At 62.0% G+C, this 17,467-nt stretch carries 15 protein-coding genes and 2 pseudogenes; 12 read left to right on the plus strand and 5 right to left on the minus strand.

Features of this window, described 5'->3' with window-relative positions; all coding sequences use genetic code 11:
* The first annotated feature begins 31 nt into the window (after positions 1–31).
* A complete protein-coding gene (locus DDQ68_RS02070; RefSeq protein ID WP_109652743.1) occupies positions 32–568 on the plus strand; it encodes a YfiT family bacillithiol transferase in 537 nt (178 codons plus the stop codon).
* 299 nt (positions 569–867) lie between these two features.
* Here the strand turns inward: DDQ68_RS02070 and DDQ68_RS02075 are convergent, their stop codons facing one another.
* On the minus strand, positions 868–1,671 hold the full coding sequence (locus DDQ68_RS02075; protein WP_109652746.1) for an ABC transporter ATP-binding protein: 804 nt from the start codon (positions 1,669–1,671) through the stop codon (positions 868–870).
* 95 nt (positions 1,672–1,766) lie between these two features.
* Positions 1,767–2,498, minus strand: coding sequence for an MlaE family ABC transporter permease (locus DDQ68_RS02080; protein ID WP_109652750.1), 732 nt, complete (start codon positions 2,496–2,498; stop codon positions 1,767–1,769).
* Positions 2,499–2,590: 92 nt separating this feature from the next.
* On the opposite strand from DDQ68_RS02080, the gene DDQ68_RS02085 reads away from it, so the two are divergent.
* The 5 genes from DDQ68_RS02085 to gldG all read left to right on the plus strand — a co-directional run bounded on the left by DDQ68_RS02085 (position 2,591) and on the right by gldG (position 7,710).
* Positions 2,591–3,313 (plus strand): SDR family oxidoreductase, encoded by a 723-nt coding sequence (locus tag DDQ68_RS02085; protein WP_245897248.1) that lies wholly within the window; start codon positions 2,591–2,593, stop codon positions 3,311–3,313.
* 99 nt (positions 3,314–3,412) lie between these two features.
* Positions 3,413–4,111 (plus strand): SDR family oxidoreductase, encoded by a 699-nt coding sequence (locus DDQ68_RS02090; protein ID WP_109652756.1) that lies wholly within the window; start codon positions 3,413–3,415, stop codon positions 4,109–4,111.
* Positions 4,112–4,200: 89 nt separating this feature from the next.
* Positions 4,201–5,109, plus strand: a complete 909-nt coding sequence (gldA, locus tag DDQ68_RS02095) for a gliding motility-associated ABC transporter ATP-binding subunit GldA (protein ID WP_109652759.1) — start codon at positions 4,201–4,203, stop codon at positions 5,107–5,109.
* Positions 5,110–5,247: 138 nt separating this feature from the next.
* Entirely contained in the window at positions 5,248–5,973 is a 726-nt protein-coding gene (gldF, locus tag DDQ68_RS02100) for a gliding motility-associated ABC transporter permease subunit GldF (RefSeq protein ID WP_109658289.1), read from the plus strand.
* Entirely contained in the window at positions 5,974–7,710 is a 1,737-nt protein-coding gene (gldG, locus tag DDQ68_RS02105; protein WP_109652762.1) for a gliding motility-associated ABC transporter substrate-binding protein GldG, read from the plus strand.
* Positions 7,711–8,124: 414 nt separating this feature from the next.
* On the opposite strand, the gene DDQ68_RS22385 is transcribed toward gldG, so the two are convergent.
* On the minus strand, positions 8,125–8,304 hold the full coding sequence (locus DDQ68_RS22385; protein WP_162549736.1) for a hypothetical protein: 180 nt from the start codon (positions 8,302–8,304) through the stop codon (positions 8,125–8,127).
* Positions 8,305–8,358: 54 nt separating this feature from the next.
* Positions 8,359–9,693 carry a tRNA (N(6)-L-threonylcarbamoyladenosine(37)-C(2))-methylthiotransferase MtaB gene (gene mtaB / locus DDQ68_RS02110; protein ID WP_109652765.1) on the minus strand — a complete coding sequence of 445 codons (1,335 nt, stop codon included), beginning with the start codon at positions 9,691–9,693 and terminating at the stop codon, positions 8,359–8,361.
* 310 nt (positions 9,694–10,003) lie between these two features.
* On the opposite strand from mtaB, the gene DDQ68_RS02115 reads away from it, so the two are divergent.
* Positions 10,004–12,193, plus strand: coding sequence for a glutamine synthetase III family protein (locus DDQ68_RS02115; RefSeq protein WP_109652768.1), 2,190 nt, complete (start codon positions 10,004–10,006; stop codon positions 12,191–12,193).
* Between the two features lie 202 nt (positions 12,194–12,395).
* Here the strand turns inward: DDQ68_RS02115 and DDQ68_RS02120 are convergent, their stop codons facing one another.
* Positions 12,396–12,908 carry a hypothetical protein gene (locus DDQ68_RS02120; RefSeq protein ID WP_109652771.1) on the minus strand — a complete coding sequence of 171 codons (513 nt, stop codon included), beginning with the start codon at positions 12,906–12,908 and terminating at the stop codon, positions 12,396–12,398.
* Positions 12,909–13,103: 195 nt separating this feature from the next.
* Between DDQ68_RS02120 and DDQ68_RS02125 the strand changes: the two genes are divergently transcribed.
* From DDQ68_RS02125 to ispG, 5 genes and pseudogenes are all read left to right on the plus strand, one after another.
* Positions 13,104–13,469: a hypothetical protein gene (locus DDQ68_RS02125; RefSeq protein ID WP_162549737.1), complete on the plus strand. Its 366-nt coding sequence runs from the start codon at positions 13,104–13,106 to the stop codon at positions 13,467–13,469.
* A gap of 117 nt (positions 13,470–13,586) precedes the next feature.
* Positions 13,587–13,676: pseudogene (locus tag DDQ68_RS24545) on the plus strand (hypothetical protein); the annotation flags it as partial.
* Between the two features lie 62 nt (positions 13,677–13,738).
* A pseudogene (locus DDQ68_RS24550) lies at positions 13,739–13,822 on the plus strand (hypothetical protein); the annotation flags it as partial.
* 252 nt (positions 13,823–14,074) lie between these two features.
* Complete coding sequence (locus tag DDQ68_RS02135) at positions 14,075–15,049, plus strand: NAD(P)H-quinone oxidoreductase (protein ID WP_245897250.1); 975 nt, start codon at positions 14,075–14,077, stop codon at positions 15,047–15,049.
* 377 nt (positions 15,050–15,426) lie between these two features.
* Positions 15,427–17,433 (plus strand): (E)-4-hydroxy-3-methylbut-2-enyl-diphosphate synthase, encoded by a 2,007-nt coding sequence (gene ispG / locus DDQ68_RS02140; RefSeq protein WP_109654387.1) that lies wholly within the window; start codon positions 15,427–15,429, stop codon positions 17,431–17,433.
* The last annotated feature ends 34 nt before the right edge of the window (positions 17,434–17,467 follow it).

Genomic DNA, 17,467 nt, shown 5'->3' on the forward strand with positions numbered 1-17,467 from the left:
ATTGCTTTTCGCCTATTCACTACCAATTTCGATGAATCCTTCCGACGAGGCCCTGCGCTATCCTATTGGCCACTTCCAGCTGCCCACCGCCCCGCTGGGGGCCCGCGGCCGCGCGCCCTATTTGCAGCAGCTGGCCGACCTGCCGGCTCTGCTGGCAGCGGCGGCCCAGGCCGTGGGCGGCGTGCGCCTGGAGCAGCCTTACCGCCCCGGCGGCTGGAGCGGCCGCCAGCTCATCCACCACGTGGCCGACTCGCACATGAACTGCTATTTCCGGTTCCGGCTGGCCCTAACGGAGGATAACCCCACCGTCCGGCCCTACAACGAAGCGGCCTGGGCCGCGCTGCCCGACGTGGCCGCCACGCCCATTACCGTGTCGCTGGCGCTGCTGGAGGCCCTGCACACGCGCTGGCTGGTGCTGCTGCACCACCTGAGCGAGGCGCAGTGGCAGCGCACCTTCTACCACCCCGGCTACAAAACCACGTCCACGTTGGAGCAGGCGCTGGTGCAGTACACTTGGCACGGGCAGCACCACCTGGCCCACGTGGAGTTGCTGCTGCCTCGCGGATAGGGCCCCCAACGCTGCCAAAGCAAAAGCCCCGGCTGCAAACGCAACTTTGTCCTTACCCAAATCTTTAGCTGGCTTCTTGGAAGTAGCGTGAGCGCTTTTTTTCGCTGGCTAACACCACTCGAAAAGCCGCAATCTGGGCAAGCATTCGTCTAAAAAAGCCCTTCCGGCCGCATGGCCGAAAGGGCTTTTGAGTTTTGGGGAAGGACAAGGTTGCAAACGCAACCAGGGCTTTTCTACTGATCAGTCTTCACTACCTAAAAAATCAGTGAAATCACGCTTAATCACAGTGATTCAGTGATTTAAATGTTAGCACCTTGCTCGTCGGTGATGGCAGCAAGGCCGCCCTCGTCGTCCACCCGCTTGGCGGCGCGCACCAAGCTGCTGCTGAAGATAAACTCTTTAAGCTCGGGTACTTCCACGTTCAAAATTTCGTCCTTGGTGCCGTCCCATAGCTTTTGGCCTTCGTAGAGGAAGATGATGTGTTCGCCGATTTCAATCACCGAGTTCATGTCGTGGGTCACAATGACGGTGGTGATGTTGTACTCGTGGGTGATTTCGTGGATCAGGTTGTCAATCTTGATGCTCGTGGCCGGGTCGAGGCCGGAGTTGGGCTCGTCGCAAAACAGGTAGGTACACTGCGGAGCAATGGCGCGGGCAATGCCCACGCGCTTTTTCATGCCGCCTGAAACTTCGGCCGGCATTTTGGTACCCGCGTTTTCGAGGCCTACGCGCTTGAGGCAAAATTCTACCCGGTCGCGGCGCTCTTCGGCCGACATTTCAGGCGTGAGCATTTGCAGCGGGAAGGCCACGTTTTCGGCCACCGTCATCGAGTCGAACAGCGCCGAGCCCTGAAACAGCATCCCGATTTTGCGGCGGATTTCCTGGCGGATGCCCACTTTGTTGTTGGTGTACACCGTGCCATCGAAGGTGATAGAGCCGATGTCGGGCTTCATCAGGCCCACAATGCACTGCAAGAGCACGCTTTTGCCAGTGCCTGAGCCGCCGAGCAACAGGTTGCACTTGCCCGTTTCGAAGGTGCAGTTGATGCCTTTAAGCACGGGGTTGCCGTCGAAAGCTTTCTGGACGTTAGATACCTCAATCATATTCAGTGAGTTAATGATTGAATGAGCGAATGAGCGAATGAGTGTTGGGCCAGTAACTGGCACCTCGCTCATTTACGCATTCGCTCATTCGCTCCTTATAAAAGAACGGCGGCCAGCACGAAGTCGGCGATGAGGATGGCGATAATGGAATTGGTAACGGCGCCGGTGCTGGCCGCGCCCACTTCCAGGGCCCCACCCGTGGTATTGAACCCCTTGAAGGAGGAGATGCCCGAGATTAAAAACGCAAAAACTACCGATTTAATCAGCGCGAATACGATGTTGTAGGGCACGAAATCCTCGCGGATGCCTTCGATGAAGTCCTGCGGGGCTATGGCGCCGGTGAGCGTGCCAGCCAAGTAGCCCCCCAGAATGGATAGTACCATCGCCAGAACAACGAGCAGCGGGAACATGAGGATGGCTGCCAACATGCGCGGAAACACCAGGTACGAGGTCGAGTTGATGCCCATTACTTCCAGGGCCGACACCTGCTCGGTGATGCGCATGGTGCCCAGGCCCCCGGCGATGCTGCTGCCCACCTTGCCCGCCAGCACGATGCAGGTGATGGTGGGGGCCAACTCCAGAATTGTCATCTCGCGCACCATGTAGCCGATGGTAGCCTTGGGAATGAGCGGGTTGGTGAGGTTGTAGGCAATCTGCACGCAGGTTACGGCCCCGATAAAGGCCGACACAATGGCGACGATAAACACCGAATCGACGCCGATGAGTATGGCCTCGTCAACGGTGCGGGCCCAGAGCACCGCCATTCGTTCACGCCGGACGAGCATACTTTGCAGGAAAAGGATAAACTTGCCAAAAGTTGTAAACATAAAGTCAGGTGCGGAGCGATAAGGGATAACGGGATAACAACCGGGCGCGCGAAATGCTGCCGGGCAGCTTACGTAAAAACCAGAAAAACGAAGTGGAAGCAAACCAAAATTTAGTCGTCGTCACCGGCGGTACCAAAGGTATTGGCCGGGCCCTAGTGTTGCGCTTTGCCCGGGCCGGCTACGCGGTGGCCACCTGCGCCCGCGCCGCCAGCGAGCTGGCCGTGCTGGCCACCACCGTGGCGCACCACGTGCCCGGGGCCGTGCTGCATACCCTCCCCGCCGATCTGGCCGACCCAGCCGGCTGCGCGCGCTTCGCCGACTTTGTGCTGGCCCAGCCGGGTACGCTGGCCGCCGTGGTGCACAACGCCGGGGCCTTTGCGCCGGGCCGCCTGCAAGACGAGCCCGCCGACGGCTCGCAGCTGCGCCAGCTGCTGGCCGTAAACTTACTCAGCGCCTACGACCTCACGCGGGCGTTGCTGCCCGCGCTCATCCGGCAGGGCAGCGGGCACATTTTCACGCTCTGCTCCACGGCCAGCATTACGGCCTACCCCACGGGCGGCTCCTACGGCATCGCCAAGCACGCCCTCTACGGCTTCACCCGCAACCTGCGCGAAGAGCTTAAGGACCAAGGTATCCGGGTAACGGCCGTGCTGCCTGGGGCCACCCTCACCGCCAGCTGGGAAGGCGTGGACCTGCCCGCCGAACGCTTCATCCGGGCCGACGACGTGGCCGAGGCCATCTTCGGGGCCTTTAGCCTCTCGCCCCAGGCCGTGGTCGAAGAGCTGCTAATTCGGCCCCAGCTGGGCGACATTTAACCGGGGCCCCGGGGCGCGGCGGCACCGGGGCCGTTACTTTGCTGTCCGGACCCCGCCCGCGTTGCGGTGGGGCCCCCGCATTATTTTTAAAAGTACCCTATGGACTTAACCGGTAAAATCGCCATCGTTACGGGCCCCGCCAAGGGCATCGGCCGCGCTACTGCCGAGGCGCTACTGCAAAAAGGGGCCCTGGTGGCCGGCTGGGGCCGCACCGCGCCCGAGGGCCTGGACCACGAGCGGTTCCAGTTCTTCGAGTGCGACGTGCGCGACGAGCACGACGTGGCCGAGGCCCTCACTAATACCCAGCGCGAACTGGGCCCTGAAATCCACGTGCTGGTGAACAATGCCGGTGTAGGCGTGATGGGCGACGTGGACGGCTTCGACAGCGCCGACTGGCAGTTGATGTTCGAAACCAACGTGAACGGGCCGTTTTTCTGCACCCGGGCCGTATTGCCCCAGATGAAAAAGCAGCAGGCTGGCCACATCGTCAACGTGGCCTCGCTGGCCGGCACGGTGGGCACCGAGGGTATGGCGGGCTATTGCGCCACCAAGTTTGCGTTGCGTGGTTTCTCCGAGGCGCTGTTTAAGGAACTGCGGCCCGACGGTATCCGCGTCACCTGCATCATGCCTGGCTCGGTCGAAACTAACTTCAACGGCGGCCACCCCGGGGCCCAACCCAACCCCCACAAGATGCAGCCCGAGGATATTGCCGCCGCCATTGTGCACGCCCTGGAAGCCTCCGCGGCCACAATGGTATCGGAAATCCAGCTCCGACCAGCGCAGGTAAAGAAAAAGTAGGCGCTACGCTAGTTGCTCGTTGTCAGTTGTTAGGGCGGTACCTGGTTAACTGATAACTGGCAACGAGCAACTGACAACTAATAACTAAAATGGTAGAAATAGAGCACCTGAGTAAAATCTACGGTACCCAGAATGCCGTGGACGACATCAGCTTCGTGGCGGGCAAGGGCGAGATTGTGGGCTTCCTGGGGCCCAACGGGGCGGGCAAGAGCACGACCATGAAAATTGCCACCGGCTACCTGCCGCCCAGCGCCGGCACTGTGCGCGTGGCCGGCTACGACGTGCAAACCGAGAGCCTGGCCGTGCGCCGCGAAGTAGGCTACCTGCCCGAGCATAACCCGCTCTATCTGGATATGTACGTGCACGAGTACCTCGAATTCATCGGGGCGGTGCACGGCCTGCGGGGCCCCGGCCTGCGCAACCGCGTGGCCGAGCTGGTGCGCCGCGTGGGCCTCAGCCGCGAGCAGAACAAGCAAATTGGGGCCCTGAGCAAAGGCTACCGCCAGCGCGTGGGCCTCGCCCAGGCGCTGCTGCACGATCCCAGCGTGCTCATCCTCGACGAGCCCACCACGGGCCTCGACCCCAACCAAATCCAGGAAATACGGGAGCTGATTCGGGAAGTGAGCCACGACAAAACGGTAATTTTTAGCACCCACATCCTGCCCGAAGTCACAGCTCTGTGTTCGCGGGTCATCATCATCAGTCGGGGCAAGCTGGTGGCTGACAGTCCGGTGGCCGAGCTGGCCGCCCGCGCCGCCGGCGAAACCGTCGTCCGTGCTGAGTTTGAGGGCCCTGTGGACACGGCCCGGCTGGCCCGGCTGCCCGGCGTGCGCAGCGTGGAGGCGGGCCCCGGCGGCCTCGTCAGCCTGCGCAGCGCGCCCGATACCGACTTGCGCGGCGCCATTTCGCGCCTCGCCGCCCAGGAAGGCTGGGTGCTACTTGGGCTTCGGCAGGAGCAGCAGTCGCTGGAGGCGGTGTTTGGGGAGCTGACGAAGTAGCTATGGATTAAAAAATATAAGGCCGTCATGCTGAGCGCAGCCGAAGCATCTCTCCCACAGCAGTAATTAATTAGTCAGCGGGAGAGATGCTTCACTGCGCTCAGCATGACGGCCTTTCGTAACGGGTTCAAGAATACAATGCTAACAATCCTCAATAAAGAATTCAACGCCTTCCTGAACTCCGCCGTTGCCTATGTGGTGCTCGGCGTGTTTCTGGTGGCGACGGGCCTGTTCGTCTGGGTGTTCCCCGACAGCAGCATCCTCGATTATGGGTTTGCCGACTTGCAGACGCTGTTTTCGCTGGCCCCCTGGCTGTTCCTGTTCCTGATTCCGGCCATCACCATGCGCACGTTTGCCGAGGAGAAAAAGGCCGGCACCATCGAGCTGCTGCTGACGCGCCCGCTCACCGACGGCCAGATTATCGGCGGTAAGTACCTGGCCTGTTTGCTGCTGGCGCTGCTGGCGCTGGTGCCTACGCTGCTCTACTACTTCTCGGTGTACCGGCTGGGCAGCCCCCCCGGCAACATCGATTCGGCGGCTACCGTGGGCTCGTACCTGGGGCTGGCGCTGCTGGCGGCGGTATTTGCGGCGGTGGGCATTCTGGCTTCGGCCCTCACGCGCGACCAGATTATTGCCTTCCTGGTGGCCGTGGTGGGGTGCTTCCTGCTGTATTCGGGCTTCGATTCGCTGGCCTCGGTGCTCGATGGCAGCGCGGCCTACTACGTGAGCCAGCTCGGCATCGCGGCCCACTACCGCGACCTCAGCAAGGGCTTGGTGGACTCGCGCGACGTATTGTACTTTTTGAGTGTGGTGGCCGTGGCGCTGCAAGCCACGCGGTTGGTTTTGCGCAGCCGCAACTGGTAAATGGAAACGACGACCAACGACCACCTGCCCGCTCCCGGGGCCCCCGCTGTGCCCTCGCGCAAGCGGGCCGACTTGCTGCGTTTCGCCGCCGTGCTGGGGGCCCTACTGCTGCTGAATTTCCTCGGCCAGCGCCTATTTTTTCGCCTCGACCTTACCGAGGAAAAGCGCTACACGATGGCCCCGGCAACCAAAAAGCTGCTCTCCGATTTAAAAGAGCCGGTCACCATCACCGTGTACCTCACCGGCGATTTTCCGCCCGCCTTCCGCCGCCTGGAGCAGGGCGTGCGCGAAACGCTGAACGAGTTCAAGGTGTACGGCGGGGCCAACCTGAACTACATTTTCATCGACCCCAGCGCGGGCAGCACCGAGGCCAACCGCAACAAGTTCTACCAGACGCTCTTTAAAAAAGGCCTGAAACCCACCAACCTGGGGGCTACCGAAAACGGCAAGCGCGTCGAGAAAATCATCTTCCCCTGGGCCGTGGTGAGCGTGGGCGGCAAGGAGAAAAACGTGCTGCTGCTGCGCGGCAGCCAAACCGCCGCGCCCGACGTGCGCCTCAACCAAAGCATTGAGGGCCTGGAGTATGAGCTGGCCAGTACCGTGCGCAACCTGGTGCCCGGCCGCCGCAAGATCATCGGCGTGGTGCAGGGCCACGGCGAGCTGACCAACGCCGAAGCGGGCGACATATTAGGGGCCTGGCAGCAGCAGTACGACGTGTACCGCGTGAACCTCAGCCAAATGCCCGACCTGCGGGCCCTAGACGCTATTGTGGTGGCCCAGCCCAAATCGCCGTATTCGGAGGCAGAGAAATTTAAACTCGACCAGTTCATCACTCAGGGCGGCCGGGCGCTGTTTTTCGTCGATGCTCTGCGCGTGGACCTCGACAGCGTGAGCCGTAACGGCGTCGCCCTGGCCACGCCTTACAACCTGAACCTTGACGACCTCCTCTTCAAGTACGGCCTACGCCTGAACCAGAACCTCGTGCTCGACCTAAACTCGGGCCAAATCCCGCTGGTGACGGGCATGGAGGGCAATAAGCCTAAAATTGAGCCCATGCCCTGGCAGCTCTACCCGCTGATTAACAAGTTCAGCGCGCACCCCATCACCCGCAACCTCGACGCGGTGTACCTCAAGTTTGCCGGTAATCTCGACACGGTGAAGGCCGTGGGCGTGCGCAAAACGGCCCTCATGACCACCTCGCGCTACACCCGCGTGCTGCCCGCCCCGGTGCCCATCAACTTCAACGACGCCCGCCTCGAGCCCAACCCCAAGCTCTACCAGAACGGTTTCCAGCCGGTGGCCTACCTGCTCGAAGGCCAGTTCAAGTCGCTGTTTGCCAACCGCACGCGGCCCGGCACCATGCAGTACCAGCCCGAGAAAAACGCCCAGGCCAAGCCCAGCAAAATCCTGGTCATCTCCGACGGCGACTTCATCCGTAGCGAAATCGACCAGAAGACCGGCCGCCCCCTGCGCCTGGGCTTCGACCGCCTCGCCAACACCGAATTCGCCAACCGCGAGCTGGTCCTGAACGCCACCGATTACCTGCTCGACGACACCGGCCTCATTGCCGTCCGCGGCAAGCAAATCACCCTCCGCCCCCTCGACAAAGTGCGCCTCGCCGAGGAGCGCCGCCGCTGGCAAATCCTCAACCTGGGGGCCCCACTGGTTATACTGGGCCTGTTCGGGGCCCTGCGCGCCTGGCGGCGCAAGCGGCGGTACGCGGGTTTCGCGGCGTAAAAACAAATAAATATTATATTTGCACTATACATGCTCAATTGCGAGTATCAAATGCCTTGGTTGGCTGGTTTATTTGAAAGATGGGCACGCGCATGAAGTTGTTGTGATAATTCTGTCAGAACTTTTCACTTTATCAAAAATGGGAACTATGAAAGAACTAATCAACAAAATCAGCATTCACCTGATGTTCTCAGGTCTTCTAACAAGCTTGGGATGCATGATAATAGACGCTGGTGGGCAGGCCATTCCCCTCGACAGGTTGTTCCAGCTAAACTTTGATTGCAGTGCTTCAAATAGATTAGTTAGCTAGGGAGTGGATGAGGTTCGATTCCTCGGCCTGTCGCAAAAAAGCACTGCTTAGTTATAAGCAGTGCTTTTTTTTGAAAAATCACCTCAGTTCTAGATTTGGCTAGACTATCTACGCCACGCTTTCACCAATGCTTCTACTTCTTCCTGCGTTTTAAATTCGCCGCGTTCAGCAGCAGCAAATCCTTCCTCTACCTTCTCAATAAAAATCAGGCGTTCGAATAAAGTATCTAAATCAAATGATTCGGATAGCGTAGCCATTGCTTGATTAACAGTTTCCTTAGTCATGGCGAACGGCGTTTAGCTTTTGTTAAAGATAAGGAGCAAATAGCTTCTCAATGCCTACACCAAAATCCCAACTTCCTCCGCTTCCATCAGCCCCTGCGCGTTCACGGCGCTGAGGCGGAGGGCCCTGGTTTCGCCCACCAGCAGCGGGTCGTACTTGGCTACTACGCGGATGTAGTTGGGCGTGAAGCCTTCCATGCGGCCGTCCCGCACGTCGTCCTCGAAGAGAACTTCGGTTTCCCGGCCCAGGTGTTCTTCGTAGAAGGCGCGCTTTTTCTTTTCCGAGAGGCTGCGCAGCTGAGTGGTGCGCGCGTGGCGCACTCGGTCTTGTACGCGGCCGGGCAGGGTGGGAGCCAGCGTATCGGGGCGCTCCGAATACGGGAATACGTGGAGGTAGCTGATTGGTAGCTTGTTGAGGAACTGGTAAGTGTCCAGGAAATCGGCGTCTGTCTCGCCTGGGAAGCCCACAATCACGTCCACGCCGATGCAGGCGTGCGGCATCAGCTCCTTAATGCGGGCCACGCGCTGGGCGTAGAGGTCGCGGCGGTAGCGGCGGCGCATCAGGCCCAGGATTTTATCAGACCCGCTTTGCAGCGGAATGTGGAAGTGGGGCATGAAGCGCCGCGAGGTCGCCACCGTCGTCAAAATCTCGTCCGTCAGCAAGTTGGGCTCGCAGCTGCTGATGCGGAAGCGGCGAATACCTGCAACTTTATCGAGCGCCGCCACCAGTTGGGTGAAGTCTTCGCGCCGCTCGCGCCCGGGGCCCTGGATGCCGAAGTCGCCCAGATTCACGCCAGTGAGCACGATTTCGGGTACGCCCTGGGCCGCCAAATCTTCCACCCGCGCCACCACGCTGGCGATGCTGCCCGAGCGGCTGCCGCCCCGCGCCAGCGGAATGGTGCAAAACGAGCACGAGTAGTCGCAGCCGTCCTGCACCTTCAGAAATGTGCGGGTGCGGTCGCCAAACGAGTGGGCCGGGTGAAATTCGGTGGCCGCCGAAATGGGGGAGGCCCGCACGTGGCCAGGGGCCCCGGCCGCCGGGCGCGGCAGGCCGGCAATGGTGTCGGCGAGCTGGAATTTCTCGGCCGCGCCAAGCACCGCGGCCACGCCGGGAATGTTGGAAATCTCCTCGGGCTTGAGCTGGGCGTAGCAGCCCACGATGGCCACGAAAGCCGCTGGGTTATGCTTCAGGGCCTGCTGCACCACCTTGCGGCACTTACGGTCGGCGTGGTCCGTGACGGAGCAGGTATTGATAACGTAGTAGTCGGCGCCGGCCTCAAAGGCCACCGGCCGGAAGCCCTTGTCCTCAAACTGCCGGCCAATAGCCGACGTTTCGGAAAAGTTCAGCTTGCAGCCCAGCGTGTAAAAGGCGACGGATTGGGGAGTTGCCATAGCCCGCAAAGATACGGCCGGTGCTGCCGGGGCCCCCGCGCCGCATTGCTCTGGGCCGGTCAGTAGCGCGCCTCCCCAAAAACTGGTACGGCGACGGTGGGCGGACGCAGCTTTTGGGAACGGTTGCATGAAATTATGTACTTGACCAGTTTTTTAATTTTAGGACTTCTGGTCATAAAAAGCGTTTTTTTTAAATTATGCCTTGTATTTTTGGGTAGTTAATCAAAAAAGTTATCTGCCTTGTATCTTTGCCCTGCCAATAAGTAGTTGTTTTTCAAAATCCCATACATTTTATAATTACTCGCTTCGCATGGCAATTCTTCGTTTCAAAGCACTCGAACTGGTCAATGAGCGCAAAGCCATTACTATAAAGCCCGCTCACGCGCGGCGCTCCGACAGCTTCGGCCAAAACGTATTCAACCTGGAAGCTATGCGGGCCAACATGGCTGGCGAATACTTTAAGAAGCTGCAAGCCGCTGTAAAGCAGGGAGCCGCCGTGGAGCGCAACGTAGCCGACGCCGTAGCTTCGGCCATGAAAACCTGGGCCATGGCCAAGGGGGCCACGCACTACACGCATTGGTTCCAGCCCCTAACTGGCGCTACCGCCGAAAAGCACGATTCGTTTTTTGACCTGAACTCGGAGGGTCGTGCCATCGAGAGCTTCAAAGGCTCGGCGTTGGTGCAGCAGGAGCCCGATGCTTCGTCGTTTCCCAACGGCGGCATCCGCAACACGTTTGAGGCCCGCGGCTACACCGCCTGGGACCCTACCTCGCCGGCTTTCATCATCGAAACCGTGGGCGCTAAAACGCTGTGCATCCCCACCATTTTTGTGGCCTACACTGGCGAGGCGCTCGATTACAAGGCCCCGCTGCTGAAGTCGCTGGCCGTGCTCGAAAAAGCAGCCCTGGACGTGTGTCAGTATTTTGACAAGGACGTGAGTCGGGTGCACACCACGCTGGGCATCGAGCAGGAATACTTCTTGGTAGATAAGGCGTTGTACGACGCCCGCCCCGACCTGGTGATGACCGGCCGCACCCTGTTTGGCCACGCCCCGGCCAAGGGCCAGCAGCTTGATGACCACTACTTCGGCTCGATTCCGGCGCGGGCCCACGGCTTCATGCTCGAATTTGAGGAAGAAGCCAACCAGCTTGGCATTCCGCTGCGTACCCGCCACAACGAGGTGGCCCCCAACCAGTTTGAGTGTGCCCCCACCTTTGAGGATGCCAACCTAGCCGTGGACCACAACCAGCTGCTGATGGACATCATGGGGCGGGTGGCTGAGCGCCACAACCTCAAGGTGCTGCTGCACGAGAAGCCTTTTGCCGGCGTGAACGGCTCGGGCAAGCACAACAACTGGGCAATGAGCACCGACACGGGCGTGAACCTGCTCGCCCCCGGCCGCCGGCCCAAGGAAAACCTGCAATTTCTCACGTTCTTCATCACCACCATCAAGGCAGTGCACCGCTACGGCGACTTGCTGCGCGCCAGCATCGCCTCGGCTTCGAACGACCATCGCTTAGGGGCTAACGAGGCCCCGCCGGCCATCATGTCGGTGTTTGTAGGCTCGATGCTGGACTCGGTGCTCGACGAGCTGGAGCGCACGGCCAAGGTGCCGCTCGACAAGGGCGACAACATTTACCTCAAGCTGGGCATCGACAAGATTCCGGCCATCTTGCTCGACAACACCGACCGCAACCGCACGTCGCCGTTCGCCTTCACCGGCAATAAGTTTGAGTTCCGCGCCGTGGGCTCGTCGGCCAACTGCTCGTCGGCCATGACGACACTGAACGCCATTGTGGCCGACCAGCTCATCGACTTCAAAACCGAAGTGGACGAACTGATTGACCAAGGCAAAAAGAAGGAAGTAGCCATCGTGGAGGTGCTGCGCCAGTACGTTATCAGCTCGAAAAACATCCGTTTTGAGGGCAATGGCTACTCGGACGAGTGGAAGGAAGAGGCGGCCCGCCGCGGCCTGAACAACGTGCCCACCACGCCCCTGGCCCTCGATGCCCTGGTGACGCCGGAAGCCACGGCGCTGTTTGCCCGCCACGGCATCTTGTCGAAGGTAGAGCTGCACGCCCGCCACGAGATTTTGCTGGAAGAATACCAGAAAAAGATTCAGATCGAAGCCCGCGTGATGGGCGATTTGGCCATCAACCACATCATTCCCACGGCCATTGCCTACCAGACCAAGCTCGTGGAAAACGTGCGCGGCCTGCGCGAGTTAGGCCTCGACACCGACCACGCCCAAGTGACGATTGAAATGATTAAGGCCATTTCGGGCTACGTGTCGACCATCAAAACCAACGTGGACGCGATGGTGGATGCCCGCAAAAACGCCAACAAACTGACCGATGTGCGCGCGCAGGCCATTGCCTACTGCGACGACATTAAGGCGAAATTCGCCCCCATCCGCCGCGCCGTGGACAAGCTTGAGCAGATGGTGGCCGATGAGGACTGGCCCTTGGTTAAGTACCGCGAGCTTTTGTTCCGGAACTAGGCCCCAAGGGGTAGGATCGGGTCCGGTGTTGGGTGGGAATTCTCGCCGCGCCCCGGTTTTGAAAGGGGCAGCCTGCGTAGGCTGCCTTTTTTTGTGGGCCGCGTTGGGCGGCTTGGGGCTCGGGGTACCTGCGGCCCAGGTGCGGCAGGCAAGGCGGCGAAGCGCCGAACCGACCGACGATGGGGCCCCGGCCCGGTGGCGGCTAGGCGGGGCCCCCGCCAGCAGCGCCGGGCAGCTGCGCGGGGGCTTCGTCGCCAATCAGTTCGGCGCTGCTGCCCGGGTCGGGCACGAGCAGGTGCCAGGCAGCCAGGCGCAGCTCGTCGAGCCGGCCGAGGGTTTCGCCCACGGTGGGGTTGGTCTTCAGCTTGTCGAGTAGGCCGCTTTTCAGGCCCGCCACCACCAGCTTTTCCAGCACGAAGGGCAGCACCCAGCCCACCACGTTGGAGGCCAGGGCCCCGCGCAAGCCCAGGCGGGCCAGCAGGCGCACGCTCATGCGTTCGAGCAGCAGTACCCGGGCGGCGGGCATGGCCTTGTTGGACAGAAAGTCGGCGACGAGCCTGAAATTACCCTTTTCCACCTCGGCCCGCAGTACCTCCTGTACCGCGTCGAGGGCCCGGGCGGCGAGCCGGCGAAACAAATGGCCCGTCTGCCAGGCCGTCAGGCCGGTGTGCCGGGCCGCACGGGCCACGAACGGAAACAAGGCGGGGGTCTTCATAAGGCGGGGAGCGGCGAGCAGTAAATATTTCCTTTATGGAAGTGCACAGGACCAGGAATGGAACAAGTACGCAAAGACGCAGTCATCGGCTGCGACCTGGGCCAGTGGCGGCGGGCAAAATGGCCCGTTTTTGGCTAATCTGGATCATTCTAATTTTTGTGCCTGGGGCTTTCCTGGCGTAGTTTATTCCTGTACATGACTGATTTGCTTCTGGATGTTAATCTACAACAAACCCCCGATGTGTATTTCGATGGCAATTGGGCGGTGCTCAGCCGGGTGCTGAACCGCAACGACCCCAGCGGCCTGCTGGCCCAGGCCACGCGACTGGTACTGGGCCCCGAGCAACTGGAGACGCACGCGGCGCCCGGCAGCCCGGCCGAAACCAGCCGCTGGGCCGTGGCGCGCGACGAGCTGCTGAACCGCCCGTGCCTGCGCTTTGAGCTGCCTACCGAGGACACCCGGGCCCTGGTGACGCGCCTGCGCCGTTCGGCCGACGGGCTGCGCAGCCAGATCAGCCCATACTTTGCGGCGGGCATGGAACTGCAGCTCGGCCGGCTGTAGGCACCCTGCGCGCCGATTGGCTCCTTTTCTCCGCTTTCCTATTCCCTTGCGAACCCCAACGCCGCCGCTGCCGCCGTGCCCGCCATTGGGGCGGAACAGTTTACGTTTTTGGTTGACATGATTCCGCAGCTTGTCTGGATAACCGACGCGGCCGGCTTTCACATCTACTTCAACCAGCGGTGGACCGATTTCACCGGCTACACGCTGGCCGGCAGCGTGGGCCCCGATATGTGGAACAACCTGCTGCACCCCGACGACCGGGCCCGGGCGTGCGACGGGGCCACTCGCTGGCCACGGGCGACGATGATGAAATCGAGTACCGCTTCCGGGCGGCCGATGGCAGCTACCGCTGGTTTTTGGGCCAGGCCCGCCCGTGGCGCGACGCCCAGGGGGCCCCTCACCACCTGGTTTGGCACGTGCACCGACATCCACGGCCAGAAGCTGGTAGCCGAGCAACTGCAAAGCTCCTGCGCCGACCTCGAAGCCAAGGTGACGTTCCGCAACCTGGAGCTGGAGCACCAAGTGCAGGATTTGCAGCAGCTGGCTGCCAGGTAACGGCCGCGCGGCGGAGGCCGTACAGGGCTCCGTACTCTTCCGCGCTGCCCATGAAAGCCATTACCATCCGCCAAGCCGGCGGCCCCGACGTGTTACAGCTGGGCGATGCGCCCACGCCCCGGCCCGCCGCCGGGCAAGTGCTGGTGCGCGTGCAGGCCGCCGGCGTGAACCGCCCCGACGTGCTGCTGCGCCAGGGCAAGTACGCCGGCAGCGGCGACGTGGCGGGCACGGTGCCCGGCCTCGAAATAGCGGGCGTGGTGGTAGCCTGCGGCCCCGGGGCCCCGCGCTGGCAGCCCGGCGATGCCGTGTGCGCCCTGCTGGCGAGCGGCGGCTACGCCGAATACGCGGTGGTGGACGCCCGCCATTGCCTGCCTGTGCCGGCCGGCCTCAGCCCCGTGGAGGCCGCGGCCCTACCCGAAACCGTGTTCACGGTGTGGCACAACGTGTTTCAGCGCGGGGCCCTGCAACCGGGCGAAACGCTGCTGGTGCACGGCGGCAGCAGCGGCATCGGTACTACGGCCATTCAGCTGGCCCACGCCCTGGGCAGCCGCGTGGCCACTACGGCCGGCTCCGCTGCCAAGTGCGCCGCGTGCCGCGAGCTGGGCGCCGACTGGGCCATCAACTACAAAACCGAGGACTTCGAGGAAGTATTAAAAGGGGCGGGCGTGGACGTGGTGCTCGACATGGTGGGCGGCGATTACATCGCCAAAAACCTGCGCCTGCTGAACGACGATGGCCGCCTGGTGTTCATTAACGCCATGCAGGGCGCCGCCGGCGCCTTTAACGCGCTGGAACTGATGCAGCGCCGCCTCACCATCACGGGGAGCACGCTGCGCCCGCGCTCGGCCGACTTCAAGGCCGTGCTGGCCACCGCCGTCGAGCAACACGTGTGGCCCCTGGTGGCGGCCGGCAAGCTGCGGCCGCTCATCCACCAAACTTTTCCGCTGGCCGAAGCCGCGGCCGCCCACCGGCTGTTGGAAAGCAGTGCCCACATCGGCAAAATTGTGCTGGAAGTGGGCAAGTAAGACGGGCAGTGGTCTAAAACGGGGTGGTCTGGCGAATTATCCGAAGGGCTTCGTCGGGCCACTCTTACTAAAAACAGTGGCTCCGGGGCATCTTAAGAGTGGCCCGACGACAGAAAAAGTCGCCGGACCACTCCGTTTTGGACTACCACCATAAGACGGTTCTGAGCCCCCTTTCGGCGGTCAAGGAAACCGCTGGTCTGGGCCCTGTCGGTGCAGGTATTGCAGTAAAAATGCCACATGCAAGACCGGGCTGCGGGCGTGGGGCCCCAGTAACGCCGCCGCGGGGTGGGTAAACCTGGTGGGCGCCGGGCACCGCGCCGCCAAGTTACCTTTGTAGGGCCCCACAACTTTCGCCCGGGGCACCTAGTTTTCTGGCCATGAACAAGACGTATTGCCCCAGCCTGACCGAGTACAAGCGCCGCGTGGCGCGGGTGGTAAACATCGGCGGCGTGCCCATGGGCGGCGACTACCCCATCCGGGTGCAGAGTATGACCACTGTAGATACGATGGACACCCTCGGCTCGGTGGAGCAAACCCTGCGCATGGTGGCCGCTGGCTGCGAGTACGTGCGCATCACTGCGCCCAGCATCAAGGAGGCCCAGAACCTGCTGGAAATCAAGAAGGAGCTGCGGGCCCGCGGCTGCAACGTGCCGCTCATCGCCGACATTCACTTCACGCCCAACGCCGCCGAATTGGCCGCCCGCATCGTGGAGAAAGTGCGCGTGAACCCGGGCAACTACGCCGACAAAAAGAAGTTTGAGGAGATTGACTACACCGATGCCAGCTACGCGGCCGAGGTCGAGCGCATCCGCGAGCGGTTCCGGCCGCTGGTGAAAATCTGCAAGCAGTACGGCACGGCTATGCGCATCGGCACCAACCACGGCTCGCTGAGCGACCGGATTCTGAGCCGCTACGGCGATACGCCGCTGGGCATGGTGGAGTCGGCGCTGGAGTTTTTGCGCCTCTGCGAGGAAGAAAATTACTACGATGTGGTGCTGAGCATGAAGGCCAGCAATACCCAGGTGATGGTGCAGGCCTACCGCCTGCTGGTGCAAAAGCTTGACGAAGAGGGCCTGCAACCCTACCCGCTGCACCTGGGCGTGACGGAGGCCGGCGAGGCCGAGGACGGCCGCATCAAGAGCGCCGTGGGCATCGGCACGCTGCTCGAAGATGGCCTGGGCGACACCGTGCGCGTGAGCCTGACGGAGGCCCCCGAAGCCGAGGCCCCCGTGGCCCGCATGCTGATTGACCGCTACCTGGGCCGCGCCGCCACGGCCCAGCCCATCCGGCCGCTGGTGGGCCCCGAGCCCATCAACCCGTTCCAGTATCTGCGCCGCCACACCCACGAGGTACTGAACTTTGGGGCCCTGAACGTACCGCGCGTCATCGCTGATATTTCGCGCCTGCCGCAGCTGGAATACGGCGACCTGCGCGCCGCCGGCCACCTGTACTCGCCGTTCCTGGACAAGTTCCAGATGTCGGACCTGGGAGCCGACTACATCTACACCGGCGAGCGGCCGGTGCCCTTCATGCTACCCAACGGCCTGAAGGAAATCGTGAACTACACCGCCTGGATCGACGCCGGCCGCCGCCCCGACCACTTCCCCCTGATGACGGCCGACCGCTACATGGCCGACCCGCGCCGGAGCGGGCTGCCCGAGCACCACCCGCAGCTCAACTTCCTGATGTTGGGCCTGGCCGCGCTCGATGCCCCGCTGCTAGCCCGCCTGCGCGACGACCGCACCGTGGTGTTGGTGCTCGTGACCACCAATACCCACGCCATGCCGGAGTTGCGCCGGGCTTTCTTTGAGCTGCTAAACGCCGGCGTGAACTGCCCGGTTGCTATCTGCCGGGCCTACGGGCCCCAGCCGGCCGCCCAAACGCAGCTCGACGCCGCCACCGACATCGGGGGCCTGCTCATCGACGGCCTCGGCGACGGCATTGTGCTGGGCACCGAGCTGCTGCCCGAAGCATCACAGGAGGAATGGCAAGCCCAGCTCAGCGGCCTCAACCAGCTCAGCTTCGGCATTTTGCAGGCCGCGCGCACCCGCATGAGCAAGACCGAGTACATCAGCTGCCCCAGCTGCGGCCGCACCCTGTTCGATTTGCAGGAAACCACCGCCCTGATCCGCCAGCGCACCGACCACCTCAAGGGCATCAAAATCGGCATCATGGGCTGCATCGTGAACGGCCCCGGCGAAATGGCCGACGCCGACTACGGCTACGTGGGCGTGGGCAAAGGCAAAATTGCCCTCTACCGCGGCCAGGACGTCATCAAAAAAGCCGTCCCCGAAGAACGTGCCGTGGACGAATTAATCGACTTGATGCGCGAGGATGGGAAATGGATTGAGAAGGAAGTGGTGGGCGAGCCGGTGGGAGTATAATCGTAGCTTATTAAGTAATCGTTGATTTTCTAAT

The organism is Hymenobacter nivis (assembly GCF_003149515.1).
Classification (GTDB): domain Bacteria; phylum Bacteroidota; class Bacteroidia; order Cytophagales; family Hymenobacteraceae; genus Hymenobacter; species Hymenobacter nivis.

Coding starts and splice junctions, on each gene's coding strand:
- DDQ68_RS02075 (WP_109652746.1), bottom strand. CDS start 1,671: ATGATTGAGGTATCTAACGTCCAGAAAGCTTTCGACGGCAACCCCGTG.
- DDQ68_RS02120 (WP_109652771.1), bottom strand. CDS start 12,908: ATGAAGACCCCCGCCTTGTTTCCGTTCGTGGCCCGTGCGGCCCGGCAC.
- DDQ68_RS22385 (WP_162549736.1), bottom strand. CDS start 8,304: ATGACTAAGGAAACTGTTAATCAAGCAATGGCTACGCTATCCGAATCA.
- DDQ68_RS02135 (WP_245897250.1), top strand. CDS start 14,075: ATGAAAGCCATTACCATCCGCCAAGCCGGCGGCCCCGACGTGTTACAG.
- mtaB (WP_109652765.1), bottom strand. CDS start 9,693: ATGGCAACTCCCCAATCCGTCGCCTTTTACACGCTGGGCTGCAAGCTG.
- gldF (WP_109658289.1), top strand. CDS start 5,248: ATGCTAACAATCCTCAATAAAGAATTCAACGCCTTCCTGAACTCCGCC.
- DDQ68_RS02080 (WP_109652750.1), bottom strand. CDS start 2,498: ATGTTTACAACTTTTGGCAAGTTTATCCTTTTCCTGCAAAGTATGCTC.
- DDQ68_RS02070 (WP_109652743.1), top strand. CDS start 32: ATGAATCCTTCCGACGAGGCCCTGCGCTATCCTATTGGCCACTTCCAG.
- DDQ68_RS02125 (WP_162549737.1), top strand. CDS start 13,104: ATGACTGATTTGCTTCTGGATGTTAATCTACAACAAACCCCCGATGTG.
- DDQ68_RS02090 (WP_109652756.1), top strand. CDS start 3,413: ATGGACTTAACCGGTAAAATCGCCATCGTTACGGGCCCCGCCAAGGGC.
- gldA (WP_109652759.1), top strand. CDS start 4,201: ATGGTAGAAATAGAGCACCTGAGTAAAATCTACGGTACCCAGAATGCC.
- DDQ68_RS02115 (WP_109652768.1), top strand. CDS start 10,004: ATGGCAATTCTTCGTTTCAAAGCACTCGAACTGGTCAATGAGCGCAAA.
- ispG (WP_109654387.1), top strand. CDS start 15,427: ATGAACAAGACGTATTGCCCCAGCCTGACCGAGTACAAGCGCCGCGTG.
- gldG (WP_109652762.1), top strand. CDS start 5,974: ATGGAAACGACGACCAACGACCACCTGCCCGCTCCCGGGGCCCCCGCT.